Annotated in this window: 19 protein-coding genes; 3 read left to right on the top strand and 16 right to left on the bottom strand. The window is 64.4% G+C overall.

The annotated features are described in order from the left end of the window. Window positions 1-52: 52 nt before the first annotated feature. Complete coding sequence (locus C2U70_RS03210) at window positions 53-442, bottom strand: hypothetical protein (protein WP_140976412.1); 390 nt, start codon at window positions 440-442, stop codon at window positions 53-55. A 331-nt stretch (window positions 443-773) separates the two neighbouring features. Here C2U70_RS03210 and C2U70_RS03205 point away from each other — a divergent pair, with 331 nt between their 5' ends. Continuing rightward, window positions 774-1,130, top strand: coding sequence for a response regulator (locus tag C2U70_RS03205; protein ID WP_140976411.1), 357 nt, complete (start codon window positions 774-776; stop codon window positions 1,128-1,130). Between the two features lie 13 nt (window positions 1,131-1,143). Here the strand turns inward: C2U70_RS03205 and C2U70_RS03200 are convergent, their stop codons facing one another. Beyond that, window positions 1,144-1,746 (bottom strand): nuclear transport factor 2 family protein, encoded by a 603-nt coding sequence (locus tag C2U70_RS03200; RefSeq protein ID WP_140976410.1) that lies wholly within the window; start codon window positions 1,744-1,746, stop codon window positions 1,144-1,146. A gap of 343 nt (window positions 1,747-2,089) precedes the next feature. Further along, a complete protein-coding gene (locus C2U70_RS03195) occupies window positions 2,090-2,896 on the bottom strand; it encodes a response regulator (protein ID WP_140976409.1) in 807 nt (268 codons plus the stop codon). 208 nt (window positions 2,897-3,104) lie between these two features. On the opposite strand from C2U70_RS03195, the gene C2U70_RS03190 reads away from it, so the two are divergent. Continuing rightward, a complete protein-coding gene (locus C2U70_RS03190; RefSeq protein ID WP_186294035.1) occupies window positions 3,105-3,338 on the top strand; it encodes a NepR family anti-sigma factor in 234 nt (77 codons plus the stop codon). After that, a complete protein-coding gene (locus C2U70_RS03185) occupies window positions 3,338-3,886 on the top strand; it encodes a sigma-70 family RNA polymerase sigma factor (protein WP_140976407.1) in 549 nt (182 codons plus the stop codon). The genes C2U70_RS03190 and C2U70_RS03185 overlap by 1 nt, the downstream gene beginning before the upstream one ends. 107 nt (window positions 3,887-3,993) lie before the next feature. Here the strand turns inward: C2U70_RS03185 and C2U70_RS03180 are convergent, their stop codons facing one another. The 13 genes from C2U70_RS03180 to urtB all read right to left on the bottom strand — a co-directional run bounded on the left by C2U70_RS03180 (window position 3,994) and on the right by urtB (window position 16,005). Then, window positions 3,994-5,649 (bottom strand): CHASE domain-containing protein, encoded by a 1,656-nt coding sequence (locus C2U70_RS03180; RefSeq protein ID WP_140976406.1) that lies wholly within the window; start codon window positions 5,647-5,649, stop codon window positions 3,994-3,996. A 272-nt stretch (window positions 5,650-5,921) separates the two neighbouring features. Continuing rightward, complete coding sequence (ureG, locus tag C2U70_RS03175; protein WP_140976405.1) at window positions 5,922-6,545, bottom strand: urease accessory protein UreG; 624 nt, start codon at window positions 6,543-6,545, stop codon at window positions 5,922-5,924. Between the two features lie 159 nt (window positions 6,546-6,704). Next, window positions 6,705-7,433, bottom strand: coding sequence for an urease accessory protein UreF (locus tag C2U70_RS03170; RefSeq protein ID WP_140976415.1), 729 nt, complete (start codon window positions 7,431-7,433; stop codon window positions 6,705-6,707). Next, window positions 7,414-8,058 carry an urease accessory protein UreE gene (locus C2U70_RS03165; protein WP_140976404.1) on the bottom strand — a complete coding sequence of 215 codons (645 nt, stop codon included), beginning with the start codon at window positions 8,056-8,058 and terminating at the stop codon, window positions 7,414-7,416. Before C2U70_RS03165 ends, C2U70_RS03170 begins: the two co-directional genes overlap by 20 nt. A gap of 15 nt (window positions 8,059-8,073) precedes the next feature. Further along, window positions 8,074-8,373 (bottom strand): putative quinol monooxygenase, encoded by a 300-nt coding sequence (locus C2U70_RS03160; RefSeq protein ID WP_057759418.1) that lies wholly within the window; start codon window positions 8,371-8,373, stop codon window positions 8,074-8,076. A gap of 112 nt (window positions 8,374-8,485) precedes the next feature. Beyond that, entirely contained in the window at window positions 8,486-10,201 is a 1,716-nt protein-coding gene (ureC, locus tag C2U70_RS03155; RefSeq protein ID WP_140976403.1) for an urease subunit alpha, read from the bottom strand. A 49-nt stretch (window positions 10,202-10,250) separates the two neighbouring features. Continuing rightward, window positions 10,251-10,556 (bottom strand): urease subunit beta, encoded by a 306-nt coding sequence (locus tag C2U70_RS03150; RefSeq protein ID WP_140976402.1) that lies wholly within the window; start codon window positions 10,554-10,556, stop codon window positions 10,251-10,253. A 9-nt stretch (window positions 10,557-10,565) separates the two neighbouring features. Continuing rightward, window positions 10,566-10,868, bottom strand: a complete 303-nt coding sequence (locus tag C2U70_RS03145; RefSeq protein WP_007605424.1) for an urease subunit gamma — start codon at window positions 10,866-10,868, stop codon at window positions 10,566-10,568. Between the two features lie 25 nt (window positions 10,869-10,893). Further along, complete coding sequence (locus C2U70_RS03140) at window positions 10,894-11,724, bottom strand: urease accessory protein UreD (RefSeq protein WP_140976401.1); 831 nt, start codon at window positions 11,722-11,724, stop codon at window positions 10,894-10,896. A 38-nt stretch (window positions 11,725-11,762) separates the two neighbouring features. Then, a complete protein-coding gene (urtE, locus tag C2U70_RS03135) occupies window positions 11,763-12,458 on the bottom strand; it encodes an urea ABC transporter ATP-binding subunit UrtE (RefSeq protein ID WP_140976400.1) in 696 nt (231 codons plus the stop codon). A gap of 3 nt (window positions 12,459-12,461) precedes the next feature. Further along, on the bottom strand, window positions 12,462-13,223 hold the full coding sequence (gene urtD / locus C2U70_RS03130; protein ID WP_140976399.1) for an urea ABC transporter ATP-binding protein UrtD: 762 nt from the start codon (window positions 13,221-13,223) through the stop codon (window positions 12,462-12,464). Between the two features lie 5 nt (window positions 13,224-13,228). Beyond that, the gene (urtC, locus tag C2U70_RS03125; protein WP_140976398.1) at window positions 13,229-14,398 is read right to left on the bottom strand and encodes an urea ABC transporter permease subunit UrtC; all 1,170 of its coding nucleotides are present in this window, start codon (window positions 14,396-14,398) and stop codon (window positions 13,229-13,231) included. After that, window positions 14,395-16,005: an urea ABC transporter permease subunit UrtB gene (gene urtB / locus C2U70_RS03120; protein WP_140976397.1), complete on the bottom strand. Its 1,611-nt coding sequence runs from the start codon at window positions 16,003-16,005 to the stop codon at window positions 14,395-14,397. Before urtB ends, urtC begins: the two co-directional genes overlap by 4 nt. Window positions 16,006-16,023 lie beyond the last annotated feature (18 nt).

Raw genomic sequence — 16,023 nt, 5'->3', positions numbered from 1 at the left:
CCGGGCATGACGAGTTTGTGGCACGAGCAAGCCAAACCCATTCTCATCCTGATCACGTCACGCAGCGTCCGGGCTGCAACAGCTTCGCGACTTCGGTCAGCGAGCTGACGACGGGCTCGCAGGCGATCGTCGGCTTGCGATTCTTCTGCAACAGGGTGGGAGCTTTCGCCGCATTCCCGGTCTCGATCACGGCGGGAACACGCAGCAGCACTGACGTATCCTTGAGGTCGTTGAGGCGTGTCGACACCGTGCGCGTGGGAACCGCCGATGGTTTTGGATCGGCGATGCGGTCGGCCTTGCCGGCGCGATTGATGTTGTGGCTGGGCTTGTCCGCGACCGCCTGCCAGCGGTCGGCGAGATCGTGGCCCGAGGCCAATTGCGCGGCGCCGAGCGCCACCGTGATGGCGACTGCACCGAGAAGCGCTTTGCTGATCTGTGACATGGCTGTTCGTCCCTCGCCCCATGGCGATCACGGGAACAACGCTGCCGAAACATCTCGGGTTCGGCCGCACGACGATCACTTAACCGTGTGCAAAATATTCTTGGGAGAGGCGGAACGAGTTTGGGCGCGAAGAGTCATCCCTGCAGCCGGTTATTCCCCCCTGCCCCATAAACCGGCGACGTAGGGCGCGACTGTGGTGATGCCAGTCGCGCCTTACTTTTGTCTGCCGTCCGGTTTTGCCCATTCATTCAGCAACGATCTTCGCCAGGGAACCGAAACTCGGGACGCGGCACGCACGTTAGCATGCGCTGGGAAGTGCGGAGGTGATGCCATGGGCCAGTCAAAGCCGTTTGCGCGCGTGGCTGTCGTGGTCGAGGATGACGACATCCAGCGCGACATGATCGCGCTGCTGCTCGAGGAGAGCAATTTCCAGGTGATCCGCTGCGAGGACGCGGAAACCGCAGCGCTCGCGCTCAAGATGAGGCATCCCGTGCTGCTGGTGACCGACGTCAGCCTCGCCGGCCGAATGGACGGAATCGAGCTCGCCCGCCTTGCCCGAATGACCAACCCGGCACTGCGGGTGGTGGTGATCTCAGGTCAGGCGCCCATGACAGCGCTGCCCGACGGGGTGACGTTCCTGGCGAAGCCGGTTTATCCGAGCGCCCTGGTTCGCGAAGCCACCCATTGATCTGGTTGGATGGTCAGCCCGGCTTTCCGGCCAACCATTCCCGCCCCTGCGCATAGAGCTTCTCGACTTCGGCACCGGTCAGGCCAGGCATGTCGCGCTTGACCTTGTAGCCGATCAGCTCCTGCATGTAGGCGAGATGGCGATAGCCTTCGGGAAGGGCTGCGAGCTTTTCCGCATCGAGACGCAGCGTCGCAGCCGGATCGACCGGGTCGATGCGATCCTTCTCGTAGATCGGCTGGCGGCGGACGATGCCCCATGTGCCGCCGCGCTTTTCCAGGAAGTCGTAGAAGCGCCCGGTGCAGACGACGTCGCAGAGGACGTCGTGCACCGGCGCGCGCTGCGAGATCGTCATCTTGGTCTGCGCGATGGCGCGCGCGCCTGCGAGGTCGATGCTGGTGCCGCCGAGGAAATGCAGGATGCGCACGCCCTTGGCAAAACCCTCCCGGCTGACCCGGATGAAGTCGGCGGCCGGCCCCTGAAACCAGGTGGCCGACATCCAGCCCTCCGCATGCCAGACGGTCGCAAACCGTTCCCAATCGCCGGCATCGCGCCACACCGCCCAGTTTTCGACGAGGTCGCGGATGGCGAGACGGTCGAGCAGGGATTGGTCGGGCATAAGCAGTCTCCGGATAGGCTTCGGGATAGGCTTCGGCCGCGGCGCGACGGCCTAGACCCGTATCGACGGAGGAACCCCTCGCCGTCAAGCGCAAGGCAATCGTATGTGCGGATCACGGCAAGCCCACGCCCCAAGCTCGTCATGCCCGGGCATAGCCGTCCGAAGGACGGCGTCGCTTCCGCTCGCCTATGTCCCGGGTATCCACGTTCTTGTGCCGAACGAAGGTCGTGGATGGCCGGGACAAGCCCGGCCATGACGGGTGTGGAAGCGCGACCGCCGGCCAAAGAAAAATCCGGCGAGCCCTGGGCTCGCCGGATCAGTTTCCTCCCACCGTTCTGTGCTTTTACGCTGCAGGCGCTTTCGGCGCGCGGTTGCGCGAGTTGCGCTGGAAGAACAGCGCCTGGCTCGCCACCGCCGACACCATGGCCGGCTGGAACGGCTTTGAGATCAGGAACGCCGGCTCGGGGCGCTCGCCGGTGAGGAAGCGTTCCGGATAGGCCGTGATGAACACGACAGGCACCTCGAACGTCCTCAGCAGCTCGTTGACGGCATCCAGCCCCGACGAGCCGTCGGCGAGCTGGATGTCGGCGAGGATGAGGCCGGGACGCCTGTTCTTGGCGAGCGCCACCGCGTCCGAATGGGTGCGGGCGACGCCGACGACATTGTGGCCGAGATTCTTCACCAGGCTTTCGAGGTCCATGGCGATGAAGGTCTCGTCCTCGATGATCAGCACGTCGGTTGCGATCTCCGCCGCCATCTCGCGGCCGGCGGCATCGGCAAGGCGGCGGGTCTCGCCGACGTCGGTGCCGAGGATGAAGGCGACCTCCTCCTCGGAAAAGCCCTCGAGCGACAGCAGCAGGAAGGCCTGGCGCGGCAGCGGCGTGATGTTCGACAGACGCCGTTCCGGCGGCATCGGCAATGTCGTCACTTCGGAATCGTCGTTGAGCGAGACCGAATTCCAGATCTGGGTGAACAGCCGGAACAGGCCGGCGCGCGGTCCATGGCTCTCGTCAAGCACGGCAGGATCGCCCAGCATGGCTTCCAGCATGGCTGCAACATAGGCATCGCCCGATGACTGGCTGCCCGTCAGGGCACGGGCGTACCGGCGCAACAACGGCAAGTGCTCAGCAACAAGCTGTGAACGGGTCATCCCCACTCCATTCTTCTTTGGGCCAGACATCGTGACGGGGGGGCCCGGGTTCCCCTGTAGGCTTGAAGACGCCTTACCCTGAGAAAAGTTCCGTCTGATGCGGAACTTTTTGTCGAACTTCGCATTGGGTCTTTCTAGGGAACGGCTCCCGGTTGAGAGAATTTCTAGATTCTACAGCGACTTAACTCGGGGAAACGTGGAACAGGTCATGAAAGATCTCAAATCTCAAGCCAGCAGAAACACGACCCCCGGCAAAGGAGGACTCACTCCGGAGATTCAATCCCGGATTGGGCATCAATTGCGCGCCATGTATGACGACGTCGTCAGGCAGGGGGTTCCCGACCGGTTCGCCGAACTGATCAAGAAGCTTGATACCCCTGGAGCGACACCCCAGGTGGAGGATGGCGGGGGATCCGACGACAGCAGCAATGGGAGGGTCTGATGCCTCTCACTGATTCCCTGCGTGACGACATCCTGGCCGCCGTCCCGAGCCTGCGTGCGTTTGCGATTTCACTGAGCGGCAATGCCGACCGAGCCGACGATTTGGTCCAGGAAACGCTGTTGCGCGCCCTCGCCAACATCGACTCGTTCCAGCCCGGCTCGAACCTGCCGGCGTGGCTGTTCACCATCCTGCGCAACCTGTTCCGCTCCGACTATCGCAAGCGGCGGCGGGAGGTGGAGGACGCCGAGGGCAACTACGCCAAGACGCTCAAGACGCAGCCGTCGCAGAATGCGCATCTCGAGTTCGAGGAATTCCGCACGGCGCTGGACAAGCTGCCGCAGGACCAGCGCGAAGCGCTGATCCTGGTCGGCGCCTCCGGCTTCTCCTATGAGGATGCGGCCTCGATCTGCGGCTGCGCGGTCGGCACCATCAAGAGCCGCGTCAACCGCGCGCGCTCGAAGCTCGCCGCGCTGCTCTATGTCGACGGTGCCGAGGATTTCGGTCCCGACGAGACGGTGCGCGCCGTGATCGGCGGCAGCGGCGGCTGACCGGCTTTAGGCCCTGAAATGTGGAGGCGGCCACCCCCGGTGGCCGCCTTTTCATGTGCTCTTCCCTTCTCCCACAAGGGGGAGAAGGAAGAGGAGTGCGCTGTTAGCTACTTCGGCGGCCGCACCGGCTGCGAGAACTGCTCGGTGCGGTCGCGCTCGGTCATGTCGACGACGGTCTCCATCGGTGCGGTCAGCTCGTAGACGTAGCTGCCTTCGGTGAAATAGCGCTTTGCTGTGCCGCCGAGCGCTTCGGGCGCGACGCGATCGAGCAGGATCAGGCCGAAATCGGAATCGGCGCGGCGCGTCGCCTCGCTGGTGTTGGATTCTTCCCAGCGGAAATGAAAGATCGCCTCGCTCCCCTCGCCCGTCACCGTCCAGTTCGCGGCGATGTGCGGATGCTTGCCGACCAGCGACAATCCTTCGTCGGAATGCGAGGCGAGCTCGAAGAACAGCAGCGACAGGCTCTGCGCCGCGCGCGCACTCACCGCGATATCGGGGCCCGAGACCGCGATGCGGTCGGCATGCGGAATCGCGCGCGCCTCGAACAGGCCCTTCAGCTTCACACCCTGCCACTGGCTCTCGCTGAGCAGCGAGACGACGTTGGACATGGCATGGATGCGGCCGATCAACAATTCGCGCGCGACGTCGATGTCGGAGCCATGGCGCAGCGTGCGCGTGACGATCGACTGGATCACCGCCAAAATGTTTTTGACCCGGTGGTTGAGCTCGTCGATGACGGCCGTCAGGCGCCGCTCGAAGCCGATCCGCACCTGGATCTCGCGGCTGAGCCGCAGATTGTTGTAGGCGACATAGCCGAACAGGCCGCAGACCATTGCGGTGATGGCAAAGCCGATCGCGGCCACGATGATTGCGGTCTGCTCGGCGCGGCGCACCGAATTGGTCTTGGCATAATAGCCGAGCTGCCAGTCGCGGCCGCCGAAGCTCACGGTCCGGCTCGACGAGGGGACGCGGGCATCCGACACCGCGCGCGTCGAGACGATGCCCTGGTCGCTCGCGATCAGCTCCTCGTCCGGCTTGCGCGGATCCTTCAGGGCGACCGAGAACAACGACATGTCGTCATTGGTCAGCATCAGCGAGGCGAGCTCGTAGGAAAAGGTGATGAAGCCGGCGGGCTCCGTTGCCCCTTCCGGGATGACGGGTGCGGCCACGATGATGCCGATCGCTCCGTTGGCACGCACCAGCGGGACCGGATCGGAGGCGACCGACCGCTTCTCCGCCTTGGCCCGTGCCAGCATCGCGCCGCGCACCGAATCCTGGTCGTAGGCACGGCCCGGCAACGTCTTGGTGTCGTCACCGCGCGGCTCGAGATCCATCAGCACGTCGATCGGCTGGCTGAGTGCAGCCGGGTCGAGCGGCTTGTCGTCAAAGTTGCGGATGGTCGGATTGGGAAAGCCGGCGGCGGCAAGCGCCGCACGCGCGGCGTCGAGCTCGTTCGGCTGGAGCCGGGCGATCCAGCCGGCCACGACGAAATCGGTCTTGAAGGCGTAGATCGCCGAGCGCAGCGGCTCCAGCATGTTGGGCTTGATCACCGAGGGCGCCCGGAACAGGCCGGAGGCGACGCGGGCGAGCAGCTCGCGCTCGGTCAGCCGGTCCTGCACCAGGCTCGCATGAACGTCGATCGCACGCGCCAGCGCGATGCGGTCGATCGTCAGTTCCTGATCGTGAACGCGATAAGCCGCAAGCCCGGACAACAGCATGCCCAGCAGTGCGATGAAGCCGATGATGAATCCCAGCCGGATCACGCGATTACTCAGAAACAGATGAGAGGCTGGCGAAGAACACGGAGCATTTGCACGCCGCTCGAACGGCTATCGCCGAAAGAGAGAAAGACCCCACCGAGGGATATAATGAAGGAGGCGGCATCGGGACGCAACTTGGATAGGCCGAGAAGCTTAATTGGCCTGGCCATGGCATTTTGCGCTCCGGGCACCGGAGTCTGTTAATCGCCGGCTCCTGATTAGGTTCCGCCTCCGGCAATTTTGCCGCAGGCGTTAACAAGGCGCAGTGGCCCGCCTCACGTCGCCGCGCGCAGACCGCCCTTGGTCTCGATGAAGCCAATGATGCGGTCGAGGCCTTCGCTCTTCTTCAGGTTGGTCATGACGAAGGGACGTTCACCGCGCATCCGCTTGGCATCGGTGTTCATCTTCTCCAGGGACGCGCCGACATAGGGCGCGAGGTCGATCTTGTTGATGACCAGCAGGTCGGACCGGGTGATGCCCGGCCCGCCCTTGGACGGGATCTTGTCGCCGGCGGCGACGTCGATGACGTAGATCGTGAGATCGGCGAGCTCCGGCGAGAAGGTCGCCGCCAGATTGTCGCCGCCGGATTCGATCAGCACCAGATCGAGGCCGGGAAACTTTGCGCGCATGTCCGCAACCGCCGCGAGATTCATCGAGGCGTCCTCGCGGATCGCGGTATGCGGGCAGCCGCCGGTCTCGACGCCGGCGATGCGGTCCGGCGTCAGCGAGCCCGAGCGCACCAGGAATTCCGCATCCCATTTGGTGTAGATGTCGTTGGTGATCGCCGCGATATCGTAACGCTCGCGCATCGACTTGCAGAGCAAATCCATCAGCGCGGTCTTGCCCGATCCGACGGGACCGCCGACACCGACACGCAGGGGGCCGTGAGACTTCGACATTGAATCTTTCCTATCGTCGTCCTGGCGAAAGCCAGGACCCATTACCACCACAGATCGTCGTTGCGGCAGGCTGGGGCAACATCCGTGCATAACCACAGGCAGTTGTGGTTATGGGTCCTGGCTTTCGCCAGGACGACGGCGGAATGCATCCCACTTCTCTCATGACCGGAACAGCCGGGTGTATTGCGTCTCGTGCCTGAGGCTCGCGAGATCGGCGCGAAAGGTCGCGCTGCCGAGATCATCTAGCGTCGCATGCAGCGCACGGTTCGCGGTCGCGGCCACCGCCTGCTCGAGCGTGACGAGCACGCGCTGGCTGTCGGTCTGGCCGAGCGGGACCAGGCGGCTCGCGGCCGAAATCCAGTTCGAGACGATTGCGTGCAGGAAAGCGTGCAGCGTCGGTCCCAGCGACACACCATGGGCGGCCGCAACGATGCCGACCGCGACGGGATAGACCGGCGGTGCGTTGCATGCCGCAACGAGTGTGTCCAGGCCTTCCGCATCCCAGGCGGCGCGAGAGATCTCGATGAAGGCGCGGCCCTGCGTCGACGTCTCGAGCTGCCGCTCGCGCGACGGCACGAAGGCGGCCCCGAGTTCTGCGACCTCGCGCAGACGCATCTCCTCGCCGGCCTCGGCAGCGCGGAACGCGTGCACCAGGAAGGTCGCGTCACAGAAGCCGGAGCCGTCGCTGAGCATCGCGTCGAGCCAGTCGGCGAGCGTCGCGACATCGGTGATGTCGCCGGCCTCGACCGCCCATTCGAGGCCGCTGGAGTAGGAGAAGCCGCCGACGGGAAAGGCCGGCGACAGCCAGGTCATCAACCGGTAGAGCGCCGCCGCCTCGCTATCCCCCAGCGCGCCGGCGGCCACGGGCTCATTTGCGGTCATGAGCATGGGAGTGGCCGTGATGGTCGTGATCGTGGTCGCAATGCTCATCATGGTGATGATGATCGTGGCCATGATGATCATGCGCGTGATGGCCATGGTCATGGTGATGACCGTGATCATCGTGCGCGTGATCGTGATGCGCGTGGTCATGGTGATGACCGGGGTCATGGTGATGACCGGGGTCGTCATGCGCATGCGCGGCATCGGCATAGGCGCCGCCTTCGGGATCGAAGGGCGCCTCGATCTCGATCACCCGCGCACCCAGCCCCTTGACCATCGCCTCGATGACGTGATCGCGCCGGATGCGCAGACCCTTGGCCATCAGCTGCGTCGGCAGATGCCGGTTGCCGAGATGCCAGGCAACGCGGATCAAATGATGCGGATCGGACCCGCGAATCTCCAAGAGCGGCTCGGGCGCCGCCACCACCTCGACCAGCCGCCCGTCCTCCAGCACCAGCGCATCGCCGCCGCGCAACGCGACGGCGTTCTCGAGATCCAGCAGGAATTCAAGTCCGCGCGTCCCCGTCATCGCCATGCGGCGGCGATGACGGTCGTCGAAATCGAGCACGACGGTGTCAGCCGGCGCCTCTGTGAAGCGGTGCTGTCCCCTGACCTGCGTTGCCCTGATCATGTGGCTTCAGTCCTGTTACCGGGTCTCGACCTTCTCGGGCGTGATGTATTCGATCTTCGGCGGCGCCGTGAAACACTTCACCGCGACACGGCCGAACGTCTTCATGTGCTCGGCGGCGCGATGCGGGCCCAGCGCCTCCATGTTCTCCCACTGCTCGACGAACACCATCTTGGTCGGGTCGGTGACGCTCTCGTGCAGATCATAGGCGATATTGCCGGGCTCCTTCCTGGTCTCCTTGATGCAGGCGGTGGCGGCTGCAATGAATTCCGCGCGTGTTTCGGGCTTGATGGTCAAGGTGGCGACGACGTAGATCACGAAAAATCCTCCCGGCTTTTCTTATGGGTACTTACCGGGCGCGACCTTAGACCAAGCGGATGCGGACGCAAAACCGTAAATCCGTTCCCGAAACATGCGTTCAGGCGTTATTTCAGTACATGAAATACCGTTGCGCCATCGGCAGCACCTCGGCGGGCGCGCAGGTCAGGAGTTCGCCATCGGCGCGCACCTCGTAGGTCTCCGGATCGACCTCGATATTGGGCGTGGCGTCATTGTGGATCATGCTCTTCTTGGAGATCTTTCCGCGGGTGTTCTGGACCGCATAGAGCTTCTTCTCGATGCCGAGCTTGCGCGCCAGGCCGCCGGTGACGGCAGCCTTCGAGGTGAACACCACCGACGATGCCGTGCGCGCCTTGCCGAAGGCGGCAAACATCGGCTGGTAATGCACGGGCTGCGGCGTCGGGATCGAGGCGTTGGGATCGCCCATGGGTGCTGCGACGATCGAGCCGCCCTTGATGATGCAGTCCGGTTTGACGCCGAAGAAGGCCGGCGACCACAGCACGAGGTCGGCAAGCTTGCCCTTCTCGACCGAGCCGATCAGTTTCGAGACGCCATGGGCGATCGCGGGGTTGATGGTGTATTTTGCGATGTAGCGCTTGACGCGAAAATTGTCGCTGTCCTTGCCCTTGTCCTGCGGCAACGACCCGCGCTGCTTCTTCATCTTGTCCGCGGTCTGCCAGGTCCGGATGATGACTTCGCCGAGCCGCCCCATCGCCTGCGAGTCCGAGGACATCATCGAGAGCGCGCCGAGGTCATGCAAGATGTCTTCGGCGGCGATGGTCTCCTTGCGGATGCGGCTTTCGGCAAATGCGAGGTCTTCGGCGATCGACGGGTCGAGATGGTGGCACACCATCAGCATGTCCAGATGCTCGTCGATGGTGTTGCGCGTGAAGGGCCGCGTCGGATTGGTCGAGGACGGCAGCACGTTCTTCAGGCCTGCGACCTTGATGATATCAGGCGCGTGACCGCCGCCGGCGCCCTCGGTGTGAAAGGCGTGGATGGTGCGGCCCTTGAACGCCTTGATGGTGTCCTCGACGAAGCCTGATTCGTTCAGCGTATCGGAGTGCAGCATGACCTGAACGTCATAGTCGTCGGCAACCGACAGACAGTTGTCGATCGCGGCCGGCGTCGTGCCCCAGTCCTCGTGCAGCTTCAGCGCGCAGGCGCCGGCCTTGATCATCTCGACCAGCGCGGCCGGGCGTGAGGCATTGCCCTTGCCGGAGATGCCGAGATTGACGGGGAAGGCATCGAAGGACTGGATCATCCGCCCCATGTGCCACGGGCCGGGCGTGCAGGTGGTGGCAAAGGTGCCGTGCGAGGGGCCGGTGCCGCCGCCCAGCATCGAGGTGACGCCACTCATCAGCGCATGCTCGATCTGCTGCGGGCAGATGAAATGGATATGGCTGTCGAAACCGCCGGCGGTGAGGATCTTGCCCTCGCCTGCGATCACGTCGGTGCCGGGGCCGATGATGATGGTGACGCCGGGCTGGATGTCGGGATTGCCGGCCTTGCCGATCGCGGCGATCATGCCGTCCTTGATCGCGACGTCGGCCTTCACGATACCCCAGTGGTCGACGATCACGGCATTGGTGATGACGGTGTCGGCCGCGCCCTGCTTGTTGGTGACCTGCGACTGGCCCATGCCGTCGCGGATCACCTTACCGCCGCCGAACTTCACCTCCTCGCCATAAATGGTGAAATCCTTCTCGACCTCGATGATGAGATCGGTGTCGGCCAGCCGCACCTTGTCGCCGGTGGTCGGGCCGAACATGTCGGCATAGACGGAACGTTTGATCTTGACGGACATCGTTAGCCCCGCTTGCGTTTGAATTTCTGAGCGTGCGTGCGCTGGAAGCTCACAGCTTCCCCATCACGTCGCCGCGGAAACCGTAGATCGTCTTCTTGCCCGCGAGCGCGACGAGCTGGACGTCGCGGGTCTGGCCGGGCTCGAAACGCACGGCAGTGCCGGCGGCGATGTCGAGGCGCATGCCGCGGGCCTTCTTGCGGTCGAATTTGAGCGCGGGGTTGGTCTCGAAGAAATGGTAGTGCGAGCCCACTTGAATGGGACGGTCGCCGGTGTTGGCGACCGAGAGCGTCACCGTCTTGCGGCCGGCATTGAGCTCGATGTCGCCGTCCTTGATGAAGAGTTCGCCGGGGATCATGTCGGGCTCCTATCGGATCGGTTCGTGCACGGTGACGAGCTTGGTGCCGTCGGGAAACGTCGCCTCGACCTGAATGTCGTGGATCATCTCAGGGATCCCAGGCATCACCTGGTCGCGGGTCAAGACCTGCGCACCTGACTGCATCAGCTCGGCCACCGTGCGGCCGTCGCGGGCGCCTTCCAGGATGAAATCGGAGATGATCGCGATGGCCTCGGGGTGATTGAGCTTGACGCCGCGGTCGAGCCTGCGCCGCGCCACGATGGCCGCCATCGAAATCAGAAGCTTGTCCTTTTCGCGGGGAGACAGGTTCATGAAAAATCTCTGTTCGTTACGTCGATCAATTCAACCAGAGTCGCGGCAGCGCGGCACCGGTGCGCGCCAGCACGGCCATCATATCGGCGCGCAGTGCAGCCGCATCTTGGGCACAGAAGCGCGCCATTGCAAATCCATTCCAGGCGGAAATTCCGACCTCGCCGGCAAAGGATTCTGACGCCTCCCGAAGCCGCTCCACCAGGGCCTCGTCGCCGGGCACGATCAGCGCCGTGCCGATGGCAGCTCCACCTTTGGCGATTGCGGACCGCGCCAGCCTGGCGCCGATATTGCCGTCGAGCCGGACGGTCTCGGCAAAGACCAGCCGGCCGCCGCGCGAGACACGCCAGCGGTCGACAAACTCGCCCTGCTCCATCCGCTCGCCCATCGCAGCGCGGCCGAACACCACGATCTCGCACAGCACGAGCGAGGCCGTCTCGTCGAGCTCGATGTCGAAGCGGCGCTGCACGCGGGCGCGGTCGAACAGGATGGTTTCCTGCGGCAACCAGCCGAGATGCGCGTTCGCGCCGACCTTCAGGCTGATGCCAAGCTGCGCCGCCGGACCCGGCGCGCGATAGACCTTTTCCGCCGCCGCCGTGGTCAGCGTCAAGCGCGCGCCTTCGGAAGCAGCGATCTCGACGTCAAAGCGGTCGCCACCGGCAACGCCACCGGCCGTGTTGACGAACACCGCCGACAACCCGTCGCCTTCCGGCGACGGAAAGCGCACGCGCAGCGAGCCGGACTCGTGCAGGACGCCACGGCGGGTCACGCCGTCGCGCGCATGCACGTCAAAGCGCACCGCGCCACGGGCGCGATTGGCCTCGAACGTCTGAGATGCCGATGAAAAATCGCTGCGCATCCGCCTCCCCAGCCGGCCGCGGCAGAAAATGAATTGGCTTACAGCGCCATCTGGCGGCTGATTTCGCCTGGATCGAGATTGGAGCGATCGCAGGTGAATTTCACCGCGCCACGATCCATCACCGCGAAACTGTCGCCGAGTTCGCAGGCAAAGTCGAGATATTGTTCGACCAGAACGATGGCGATGCTGCCGAGGTTGCGCAAATAGGAGATGGCGCGGCCGATGTCCTTGATGATGGAGGGCTGAATGCCTTCGGTCGGCTCGTCGAGCAGCAGGAGCTTCGGTCGCATCACGAGCGCACGCCCGATCGCGAGCTGCTGCTGCTGGCCGCCGGAGAGGTCGCCGCCGCGCCGGCCGAGCATCGACTGCAGCACCGGAAACAGCGAGAACACGTCATCCGGAATGTTGCGGTCCTCGCGCTTGAGCGGGCCAAAACCGGTCTTGAGGTTCTCCTCCACCGTCAACAGCGGAAAGATCTCGCGGCCCTGCGGCACGAAGCCGATGCCCTTTCGTGCGCGCTCATAGGGCTTGAGGCCGGTGATGTCAGTGCCGTCGAACAGGATCGCGCCCGACGCGATCGGATACTGGCCGACCATGGCGCGCAGCAGCGAGGTCTTGCCGACGCCGTTGCGCCCGAGCACGCAGGTCACCTTGCCGGGCTCGGCTGCGATCGAGACGCCGCGCAGCGCCTGCGCCGCGCCGTAGAACAGGTTGATGTCCTTGACCTCAAGCATCGCTCAGCGCCCCAGATAGACTTCGATGACCCGGTCGTTGGACGAGACCTGGTCGATGGTGCCCTCCGCAAGCACGCTGCCTTCGTGCAGGCAGGTGACCTTGACGCCGAGCTCGCGGACGAACGTCATGTCGTGCTCCACCACCATGACGGTGTGGGTCTTGTTGATCTCTTTGAGCAGCTCGGCCGTCAGATGCGTCTCGACGTCCGTCATGCCCGCGACGGGTTCGTCGACCAGCAGCAGCTTTGGATCCTGCGCCAGCAGCATGCCGATCTCCAGCCACTGCTTCTGGCCGTGGCTGAGGCTGCCCGCGAGGCGGTTGCGGGCGTCGGTGAGGCGGATGATCTCCAGCACCTTCTCGATGCGTTCGGACTCGGCCTTGTTGCCGCGCCAGAACAGCGTGCCCTTGACGCTGTGATCGACATTGAGCGCGAGCAGGAGATTATCCTGCACGGTCTGGCTCTCGAACACCGTGGGCTTCTGGAATTTCCGACCGATACCGAGCTCGGCAATCCGTGTCTCGTCCAGCCGCGTCAGATCGGTGACGCCGTCGAACAGCACGGTGCCCTCGTCCGGCTTGGTCTTGCCGGTGATGATGTCCATCATCGTGGTCTTGCCGGCACCGTTCGGGCCGATGATGGCGCGCATCTCGCCCGGCGCCAAGGTCAGCGAAAGATTGTTGATGGCGTGAAAACCGTCGAACGAGACGTGCACGCCGTCGAGATAGAGCATTGCGGACGTCGCGCGGGTATCCATGACGTTCATGCGCCCTACTCCGCCATCTTCGGTTCGGTGACGCCGTCTTCGGCCGCGGCGCTGACCTCGGCGGCCGACTCCTTCTTCGCCTTCCACGGCTCCCACCAGGAATTGAAGGTGCCGACGATGCCCTTCGGCAGCAGCAGCGTCACCAGGATGAACAGCGCGCCCAGCATGAACAGCCAGTACGGCGCCAGCATGCCCGAGGTGAAGAAGGTCTTTGCGTAGTTGACGACGACGGCACCGAGCGCGGCACCGACCAGCGTGCCGCGGCCGCCGACCGCGACCCAGATCACGGCCTCGATCGAGTTGCCCGGCGCGAATTCGGACGGATTGATGATGCCGACCTGCGGCACATAGAGCGCACCGGCGACGCCGGCCATGCAGGCCGACACCGTGAACACGAACAGCTTGTAGGATTCGACGCGGTAGCCGAGGAAGCGGGTGCGCGATTCCGCGTCGCGGATCGCGATCAGCACCTTGCCGAGCTTTGAGGACACGATCGAGCGGCAGATCAGGAAGCCGATGATCAGCGCGAGGCAGCTCAGCATGAACAGCGTCGCGCGGGTGCCGTCGGCCTGCACGTTGAAGCCGAGGATGTCCTTGAAGTCGGTCAGGCCGTTGTTGCCGCCGAAGCCGAAATCGTTGCGGAAAAAGCCGAGCAGCAGCGCATAGGTCATCGCCTGCGTGATGATGGAGAGATAGACGCCGGTGACGCGGGAGCGGAAGGCGAGCCAGCCGAAGCAGAAGGCGAGCAGGCCCGGCACCACGATCACCATCAACGCGGCGAACCAGAACATATCAAAACCGTGCCAGTACCATGGGAGCTTCGGATAGTTCAGGAACACCATGAAGTCGGGCAGGATCGGATTGCCGTAGACGCCGCGGGTGCCGATCTGGCGCATCAAATACATGCCCATGGCGTAGCCGCCGAGCGCGAAGAACGCGCCGTGGCCGAGCGAGAGGATGCCGCAATAGCCCCAGATCAGGTCGATCGACAGCGCCAGGATCGCGTAGCAGACATACTTGCCCCACAGCGCCACCAGGTAGGTCGGCACGTGCAGGAACGAACCCGTGGGCAACAGCAGATTGGACAGCGGGATCAGCACGCCAATGGCCGCGACGACCAAGAGGAAGATAGTCGCGCCGCGGTCCAGCGATCGGGTGAGCATGTGAGGGGTCATGCTTCCACCGCACGGCCCTTGAGCGCGAACAAGCCGCGTGGCCGCTTTTGAATGAACAGGATGATCAGCACCAGGATCGCGATCTTGCCGAGCACGGCACCTGCGACCGGCTCCAGGAATTTGTTGGCGATGCCGAGCGTGAAGGCGCCGACCAGCGTGCCCCAGAGGTTACCGACGCCGCCGAACACCACGACCATGAAGCTGTCGATGATGTAGCTCTGGCCGAGATTGGGACTGACATTGTCGATCTGCGACAGCGCCACACCGGCAATGCCCGCAATGCCCGAGCCGAGGCCGAAGGTCAGCGCGTCGACACGGGAGGTGGCGATGCCCATCGAGGCCGCCATGCGGCGGTTCTGCGTCACGGCGCGCATCTCGAGCCCAAGCGCGGTGTAGCGCAGCATCGCGAGCAGGATGGCGAACACGGCGAGCGTGAAGACGAGGATCCAGAGCCGGTTATAGGTGATGGTGATCTGGCCGAGCTCGAAGGCGCCGCTCATCCAGGAGGGGTTGCCGACCTCGCGATTGGTCGGGCCGAACATGGTGCGCACCGCCTGCTGCAGCACCAGCGAGAGACCCCAGGTCGCAAGCAGGGTTTCCAGCGGACGGCCATAGAGGAAGCGGATGATGCTGCGCTCGATCAGGACGCCGATCGCGCCCGCAACGAGGAAAGCGAGCGGCACCGCAATCAGCAGCGAATAGTCGAACAGGCCGGGATAGCGGGTGCGGATCACCTCCTGCACCACGAAGGTGGTGTAGGCTCCTAACATCACCATCTCGCCATGGGCCATGTTGATGACGCCCATCACGCCGAAGGTGATGGCAAGACCGATCGCGGCAAGCAGCAGCACCGAGCCGAGTGAGAGGCCGTACCAGGCGTTCTGAACGCCCGACCAGACCGCAAGCGAGCTCTGAATCGAGGCGATCGCGCTGGCTGCGCCCGCCTTCACCGACGCCGGCTGATCGCTGCCGATCCCGGTCAGAAACGCCATCGCTTCCTGGTCGCCGCGGCTCTTGATGGTGGCGACGGCCTCGAGCTTGTCGACCTCGCTGGCATCGGGCTTGAACAGAATGATCGCCGCCCTGGCCTCGCTGAGCGCGGTCTTGGCGGTCTTGTTGGTCTCCTTGGCGAGCGCGCTCTCGACCACGGGGAGCGCCGATTCTTCATGTGACTTGAAGACGGACTGCGCGGCCTGGATGCGCGTCGCGACATCCGGCGACAGCAGCGTCAGGCCGCCGAGCGCGGCATCGACGGTGCGGCGCAGGCGATTGTTGAGGCGGACGGCGCTGGCGCTCGCGGGCACGCTGGCGACGGCAGCCCCCGTTGCAGCATCGACCGACTTGCCGTCGGTACCGGTGACGTAAACCTTCTTGCTGTCGGCGTCGGCCATGAGACGGCCGTCCTTCAGCGCACTGATGATGGGAAAAGCCAGCGGATTGCCGCTGCTCGCGACCACGCCGATCGCGGCGTCAGTATCGGAAAAATCGTCGTTGGCGAATTTGGCGACCGCGTCCTCGAACGGACCGGCCATGGCCGGCAGCGCGAATGCGATCAGGAACAGAGAGAGCGCGAGCGTGCAAAGGCGAGCTGGCAAATTGGCAAGCACTGTGAATGACCCCGGCAG

The sequence above is a fragment of the Bradyrhizobium guangdongense genome, from assembly GCF_006483445.1.
Taxonomy (GTDB): Bacteria; Pseudomonadota; Alphaproteobacteria; order Rhizobiales; family Xanthobacteraceae; genus Bradyrhizobium; species Bradyrhizobium guangdongense_A.
Note: the sequence above shows the minus strand (reverse complement) of the source record. Positions and strands in the feature narration are given on the sequence as shown.